The sequence below is a fragment of the Dehalococcoidia bacterium genome, assembly GCA_028711995.1.
Lineage (GTDB): Bacteria > Chloroflexota > Dehalococcoidia > SZUA-161 > SpSt-899 > JAQTRE01.
On sequence record JAQTRE010000165.1, the window covers coordinates 1 to 6,011 of the forward strand.

The 6,011-nt window shown below is 51.8% G+C and carries 6 protein-coding genes; all 6 read left to right on the top strand.

The genetic code is table 11. From position 1 onward, the window contains the following. The coding region (locus PHV74_14555) for a hypothetical protein (protein MDD5095577.1) at positions 1–483 on the top strand (483 nt) is incomplete at its 5' end. Between the two features lie 559 nt (positions 484–1,042). Continuing rightward, positions 1,043–1,294, top strand: coding sequence for a nuclear transport factor 2 family protein (locus tag PHV74_14560; protein ID MDD5095578.1), 252 nt, complete (start codon positions 1,043–1,045; stop codon positions 1,292–1,294). Positions 1,295–1,406: 112 nt separating this feature from the next. Then, the gene (locus PHV74_14565; protein MDD5095579.1) at positions 1,407–2,216 is read left to right on the top strand and encodes an SDR family oxidoreductase; all 810 of its coding nucleotides are present in this window, start codon (positions 1,407–1,409) and stop codon (positions 2,214–2,216) included. 138 nt (positions 2,217–2,354) lie between these two features. Next, the gene (locus PHV74_14570; protein ID MDD5095580.1) at positions 2,355–3,545 is read left to right on the top strand and encodes a 2-hydroxyacyl-CoA dehydratase family protein; all 1,191 of its coding nucleotides are present in this window, start codon (positions 2,355–2,357) and stop codon (positions 3,543–3,545) included. Between the two features lie 4 nt (positions 3,546–3,549). Beyond that, positions 3,550–4,971, top strand: a complete 1,422-nt coding sequence (locus tag PHV74_14575) for a 2-hydroxyacyl-CoA dehydratase family protein (GenBank protein MDD5095581.1) — start codon at positions 3,550–3,552, stop codon at positions 4,969–4,971. Between the two features lie 39 nt (positions 4,972–5,010). After that, positions 5,011–5,871 carry an enoyl-CoA hydratase/isomerase family protein gene (locus PHV74_14580; GenBank protein MDD5095582.1) on the top strand — a complete coding sequence of 287 codons (861 nt, stop codon included), beginning with the start codon at positions 5,011–5,013 and terminating at the stop codon, positions 5,869–5,871. Positions 5,872–6,011: the final 140 nt, after the last annotated feature.

The window sequence follows — 6,011 nt, forward strand, 5'->3', positions numbered from 1 at the left end:
ATGTTTAAATCGATGCAGGAACTTGGCGGTTGGGGCAAAATGAAGTTCTTAGGTGTGTCTCAGTCGTCGGGTGGCAATGATGTTGTACAAGCGGCTGGTGCGGAGGGTGTATTTGTCAGCTCCTACTGGAATCCTGATGTTCAGAACTCAGGCACAGCATATTGGCTAGATAGCTGGAAAGCGTACGTGGCAGCCCATCCGGACTTTGGGAAAAGTGAGGGGGCTATACCTCCCGTCAACGTCCTGCCGTTCTACCAGACTCTCTGGGGGGCCATAAGTGCGATCCAGTTGGCAGGCAGCGATGATCCGGCAAAAATAGTACAGGCAGCCACGTCGGGCAATCTCAAATGGGATTCACCGGCTGGAATGCTGACGTGGAACGAGCACGGACTATCCGACGAAAGCATATTGATAGGTCAGGTCCATAATGGTACGACAACGATTCTGAGAACATATAAGGATAGTCCTGTGACGCTACCGTAGGGGTCGTTCTCTGCTGAGCAGTATCGAGCTGACAGCATCTTTGCTAGTGGACATCTCTCCGTGCCAGTGAATTTGCGGGGGATGCACAAGCAGTCCAGAAGTTTTACAGAGGAGTTTTGATTCCGTCTGTCGCGGGTTCTGTTCTGCCGATGATGCGTCCTTTATGTCGGCTGTAGTCACTTTTGCAGACAACGTCAGCAGGGTACGCTTGGCACGGCGCAGGGGATAATTTTCCATCTGATGTAGATTACTATGTTCCGTGGTGTCAGCCGAGAGTAATGGAAGGTATTCTCAAGAAATAGGCATTGAATGAAACAGTGGGGTATTGCAATGTCAATATCTTGTTTCCCGCTACCAATGGATAATGGTGGTCCTTTGCGAAGCCGGAAGACCAACCCAGCCCATTCGGCGTAGGGGAATAGAATATGGGTGCTATTGTTCTCGACTAGTCTGGATTATCGGACTAGGCAGGTAATGCCTTTTTCAGGGGTCTGCTACGTCGAATCAATGGAGTGAATGGGTTCAAGCCTCAAACGCCTGATGCGAGAAGAGTGGACAAATGTCGAAACTGGAGGAGATCAAGAAACTGAAGGCTGTGTATTTCCGCTTGCTCGGTCAGAAGCACTGGGAGGAATGGGCGGATATATTCGCGGGGGATGCCACAGTCCACCTGGGAAGACGGAGAAGGCACAGCAGTGAAAGCACCGGCAAAGGGAATCTTCCGCCGGTGAGTCAGATCGGCATTATTGTTAAAGACGTCGAAAAGATGGTGCAGTTCTATTTTTCGGCCTATTGCTCTGAACTCCAATAAAGACTTGAGAGAGATCGAGGTTGTGAAGGCTTTTGCCTCACCTTAGACTTTTCAGTGAGATCAATGGCCTGCAGTAGGGAAGGCCCAAAAGAACAAGGGGGATAATTAGTATATGACGAAGCAGAGCGTGTCAGGAGTATTTGACCTAAGTGGCAAGAGTGCCATCGTTACAGGAGGTGCCAGAGGGATCGGGCAGGCGATTGCATTTCGCCTGGCGGATGCCGGAGCTGGAGTAATTGTCAGTGACATCGATGCCGATGGCGCCAAACAGACAGCGGAAGCCATCAAGTCCAGAGGCGGCAAAGCAGATTGCATCCGCGCGGATGCATGCAGAATGGAAGATGCGGGAAAAACAGTCAAGGCAGCTCTGGACGCCTTTGGGCGCCTCGATATTCTGGTCAACAATGCCGGAATTGTCGAGTCGCATTCGCCGTTCCTCCAGACAACGGAAGAGCGGTGGGACAAGATATTGGATACCAATCTCAAAGGCACGTTCTTCTATTCTCAAGCTGCCGGTAGGCAAATGATAAAAGCCGGAAGGGGGGGCAGGATCATCAATATGGCATCTGTCGAGGGATTCCAGCCCCGGCCCAATAATGCAGTCTACGATATCTCCAAGGCCGGGGTGGTCATGCTCACTAAGTCCTTGGCACTTGCGCTCGCTTCGGAGAAGATTCTGGTCAATGCCATTGCGCCGGGCGGAATCAGTACCCCCGGAGTCGATAAAGTTTTGGCCGGTTTTGCAGCGGGAGCTGGCGCGGATATCGAGACGGTCAAAAAGGCTGGTGCAGCAAAGATGATTTTGGGTCGCTGGGGAGAGTCTGATGACGTCGCTGGCGCAGCGCTGTTTCTGGCTAGCGGCGCTGCAAGTTATATGACTGGCAGTGTAGTTGTGGTGGATGGTGGATTTCTGCTGACCTAAAACGTTTGGGCTGTTGCAGGATCATTCCGGAGTGGAACGGCAGGATTACAACTCTGTGCCACAAATGGTTCACATGGTTGTCGTCTGGATATGATAACATCCCATTCAACATAGTTAGCAACCGAATGAGGGGGAAATTTGTCTGTAAAAGAGATGCAAAAAGGATTGGCATACGCTAGCCAAATCACTAGCGACCGAGAATTGAGAGCACGAGAGCTAAAGGCAAGCGGTACGCAGATAATTGGTTATTTCTGCTGTTCTGTACCCTTGGAGTTTTTCACCGCTGTTGGGATCGTTCCTTACCGGATTTTGGGGAATATACACGAACCGATAAGCCGGGCTGACGCATATCTTGAGACCAGCATGTGTGCTTTTGTCCGAAGCTGTCTGGACCTGAGTTTGAAAGGCAAATATGATTTGCTGGATGGGATGGTCGGCATCCATGCATGCGACAGTATACAGCGGGTGTACGACGTCTGGAACTATTGCCACCGATCCGATAATTACAAATACACGCACTTTATCGACATGCCGCATGTGGTAAGGCCAGCATCAATTATCTTTTTCAAAAAGCAACTGGGATTCTTTAAGAAGAGTCTAGAGGTCTACACCGGCAAGGCCATAAGTGATGCGGATCTTGTCAAGGCCATACAGCTTCACAACGAGAATCGCAAGCTTCTTCGTAGACTGTATGATCTGAGGAAAAATGACCCGCCTCTTCTTTCAGGTTCCGAAGCGGTGGAGGTTACATTGGCTGGCATGTCCCTGCCGGTGCAGGAGTACAACAAACTGCTGGAGGAAGTGATAGCTGAAGTCGTCGGTCGGAAGCCGCAATGGCCAACGGGGGGTTCCCGAATTTTGGTCTATGGCACTCTGATGGATGATACTACCCTTACGGAACTGGTGGAAAGCGCTGGCGGCCATGTGGTGATTGACGACAGTTGCACGGGCAGCAGAACTTTCTGGCACGATGTCCAGATCACCGCCGATCCGTTGGATGGTCTGGCCAAACACTATCTCGATGATATACCATGCCCGCGTACCTATCGGGATTTCGAGGGATCTCACCGGGATGATATAGAAGCGCGGTTTCGTTACTTGGGAGAACTTGCGAAGGACTTTGGGGTGGATGGGGCTATCCTTTCAATCGTCCGCTTTTGCGATCTTAAGGAGTGTGATGCCCCGGATATAAGAGATTATTTGCAGGGAAAACTCGGATTGCCTGTGTTGCATCTGGGAGACGCCTACGATTCGACCGCCAGCGGACAGCTAAAGACCAGAGTGCAGGCGTTCTTGGAGATGACCGAGATGAGCAGGGGGAGTAATTAGGACAATGGCAAACGTTCCAAATGAACCAAAAGGCTCTAAGCCCAAAACTACAGCAACCAAGTCTACTCGAACCGCCAATCTAGCATACAGCAAGTATCTGAAGAAGATGTATACGCGAGCGGCTGAAAGCGCGGCAAGGGGAAATCCGGTTGCCTGGGTGATGGCAGGTGCGATGGCTGATGAGATACTGGTGGCCATGGATATAGGGCGCGTTTATCCCGAGAACTTTGCCGGGGTATGTGCTGCCAAGAAGGGAGCGCAGCCCTTTCTGGAGGCCGCTGAGTCTGATGGTTTCTCTAACGTCATCTGTGGTTATGCGCGAACCGGAATCGGTTATGGGCGGATGAAAAGGCAGTTGGGAGCAATACCGCCCGGCACTCCAGATGGAGGCATGCCCGACCCGGCGATGCTTGTGGGTCGGACCACTTCTTGTGATATCGGCTATAAGTGGTTTCAGGCTCAAAAGCGTTATGAAGATGCGCCTCTGCATGTTATCGATGTGGTGATGCCGCCGCTGGCATCCAATCTGGAGGAGGTGCTTCCCTCTTACATTGAGTTCCAGACCGAGGAACTGAGGGCTTTCATCGCATTTGTTGAGAAGGTCACAGGAAGGAAGATGGACTATGACCGGCTGAACAAAGTGGTCGACATTGCCCACGAGTCTATCTGGCATTATTATGAAACCCACAAGCTGAGGAGGGCCATTCCATGTCCCATGCCGACTCAGGATCATCTGGCTTGTTTTGCCCCAGGCTTTTTCATGCTGGGCGAACCGGAGACACTAGAGTTCTACAAGGACCTTCATGCAGAGGTTCAGCAACGGGTCGATGAGAAGGTGGGCGTCATTCCCAACGAGGAGTTCCGCCTGCTCTGGGCGGGAGGGTTGCCGCCCTGGCATAATCTGGGGATATTCAATTACTTTGAGAGCCTCGGCGCGGTGTTTGTTGCCGAGACATGCTACAACATCTGGGATCCTTACCCTCCGGGAACAAGGGGTGATGTAGTGGAGTGGATCGCTAGGAGCAGCATCCACCACCGGACCGAGTATCTGACGCCCCCGAGAGACCCTAGGGTATCCGCGGGTGGACTAAAGGCAGGCACGTTTCTGAGCGGCAGGCAGGTTTCGGTGCAGTGGCTTCTGGACAAGATTAATGATTACAAAGTCGATGGGCTGGTGATGCACGGTACCATGTCCTGTCGGGCCTGTACTATAGGCCAGCTGTACTTCAAGGACACGCTCAAAGAATACATCGATCTTCCTACCCTTTTCATCGAAAGCGATATCATCGACGAGCGTAATTTTTCCGAAACGAACATGAAATCCCAGATTGATTCGTTTGTGGAGAGTCTGGCTAATGCCAGAAAGCGCAAACAGGAAAGTCAGGCCAGGGAAGTTGGCAAGTCCGGACAAACCTCGAAAGCTTAAGTCAAAAATGGAGTGACGAATTCACTAGGGGGGAAAGCCGTGGATTTCGAGTTTATCATGCTGAAGAAGGAAAATCAAATTGCCACACTCACCTTGAATCGGCCGCAGAAGAAGAATGCGCTAAATTACAAGATGCTGCAGGAAATACTGATAGCCGTCGCTGATGTGGGCAAGGATAGTGATGTGAGGGTAATGGTGGTGACTGGGGCTGGGGACGCTTTTTGCGCCGGGGCCGATCTCAGGATCGCTGAACTGAAAGCGGGCAAGATAGGGCCTAGACACGTGGAGGAGATGTGGGTGCGCATCAATGAAGAGGGGTTTCCTCCGGGGCAGCTTCTCACCATTTGTCATGAGGCCATAGCAGCTATACGTCAGGTGCAAAAGCCAACGATCGCCATGATGAAAGGAGATGCCGTTGGCGGTGGTTTTGGTATGTCGTTGGCCTGTGACATGCGGGTTGCTGCTCTAAACACCCGGTTTATGATAGGTCACCCGCGGATCGGTTTCGTGCCGGATCTGGAGGAGGCATGGGTGTTGCCCCGGATGGTTGGCTTGGGTAAGGCCCTGGAAATTATCATGGCCTGTGAATTTGTCAGCGCCGAGGAGGCATATCGGATCGGGCTGGTCAACAGGCTGGTGCCAGTGGAGAAACTGGAGGAGGAGACCAAAAAATTGGCCAAAAGCTTGATGACTATCCCTCCGATAACCCAACGGTTGATTAAACAAACCGTCTACGCCGGGCTTAGTACTGATCGGGATTCTGCGGTATTGCTGGCGTTAGCATGTAATGCAATGATCATGAAGTCGCGAGACCATGATGAAGCCACCATGGCTCTTATCGAGCGCAGGGCTCCGGTATACCGGGATGCGAATCTGCTATTCGATGAGACAGGTTCCTGAGTAGGCACCTTTCGAGGAGGAGCGATGAGTTATCAACTAGAGGAGAAGCCGAGGGTAAGTGAGAAGGTAGGCAAACTGAAAGAGAGCTTTCTTGAGACGGCGGTGACGCTATCGACGGAGCGTCTGCGGAGTGTATTAGA